Annotated in this window: 1 rRNA gene; it reads left to right on the forward strand. The window is 49.8% G+C overall.

The features are described from left to right. Positions 1-21: 21 nt before the first annotated feature. Positions 22-1,546 (forward strand): 16S ribosomal RNA (locus tag NFR61_RS11110). The last annotated feature ends 76 nt before the right edge of the window (positions 1,547-1,622 follow it).

The raw sequence follows: 1,622 nt of genomic DNA on the forward strand, positions 1-1,622 counted from the left end.
AAATAAAGAATTGATATTAATACAATGAAGAGTTTGATCCTGGCTCAGGATGAACGCTAGCGACAGGCTTAACACATGCAAGTCGAGGGGTAACAGTAGGTAGCAATACTTAGCTGACGACCGGCGCACGGGTGAGTAACGCGTATGTAACCTGCCCATCACAGGGGAATAGCCCATGGAAACGTGGATTAACGCCCCATATGGTATTCTGGAGGCATCTTCAGTATATGAAATATTTATAGGTGATGGATGGGCATGCGTCCTATTAGCTAGTTGGCGGGGTAACGGCCCACCAAGGCGATGATAGGTAGGGGTTCTGAGAGGAAGGTCCCCCACACTGGTACTGAGACACGGACCAGACTCCTACGGGAGGCAGCAGTGAGGAATATTGGTCAATGGCCGCGAGGCTGAACCAGCCAAGTCGCGTGAGGGAAGACTGCCCTATGGGTTGTAAACCTCTTTTGTACGGGGGGAATAAGTCTTACGAGTAAGATGATGACAGTACCGTACGAATAAGCATCGGCTAACTCCGTGCCAGCAGCCGCGGTAATACGGAGGATGCGAGCGTTATCCGGATTTATTGGGTTTAAAGGGTGCGTAGGCGGTTGTATAAGTTAGTGGTAAAATCTTGAGGCTTCACCCCATTATGCCATTAATACTGTACAACTAGAGATCAAACGAGGAAGGCGGAATAAGTTAAGTAGCGGTGAAATGCATAGATATAACTTAGAACACCGATAGCGAAGGCAGCTTTCCAGGCTGAGTCTGACGCTGATGCACGAGAGCATGGGTAGCGAACAGGATTAGATACCCTGGTAGTCCATGCCGTAAACGATGCTCACTGGTTCTTGGCGATATACAGTCAGGGATTAAGCGAAAGTATTAAGTGAGCCACCTGGGGAGTACGTCGGCAACGATGAAACTCAAAGGAATTGACGGGGGCCCGCACAAGCGGAGGAACATGTGGTTTAATTCGATGATACGCGAGGAACCTTACCTGGGTTTAAATGTAGGGTGCATTGGGTGGAAACACCCATTCTCTTCGGAGCTTCCTACAAGGTGCTGCATGGTTGTCGTCAGCTCGTGCCGTGAGGTGTCGGGTTAAGTCCCATAACGAGCGCAACCCTTATCTTTAGTTGCTAGCATGTAATGATGAGCCCTCTAAAGAGACTGCCGCCGTAAGGTGCGAGGAAGGTGGGGATGACGTCAAATCAGCACGGCCCTTACATCCAGGGCTACACACGTGTTACAATGGCCATGACAGCGGGTAGCTACTTGGCGACAAGATGCTAATCTCTAAATTTGGTCACAGTTCGGATTGGAGTCTGCAACCCGACTCCATGAAGTTGGATTCGCTAGTAATCGCGCATCAGCCATGGCGCGGTGAATACGTTCCCGGGCCTTGTACACACCGCCCGTCAAGCCATGGGAGCCGGGAGTACCTGAAGTTCGTAACCGCGAGGAGCGACCTAGGGTAATACTGGTAACTGGGGCTAAGTCGTAACAAGGTAGCCGTACCGGAAGGTGTGGCTGGAACACCTCCTTTCTGGAGTTTGGTTATATGTAACTAGCATTTGCTGTATGTCACAACAATTAATAAAAAGATAAATGTTCAGGTGGTA

Origin of the sequence: Odoribacter lunatus (assembly GCF_943193135.1) — a bacterium.
Lineage (GTDB): Bacteria > Bacteroidota > Bacteroidia > Bacteroidales > Marinifilaceae > Culturomica > Culturomica lunata.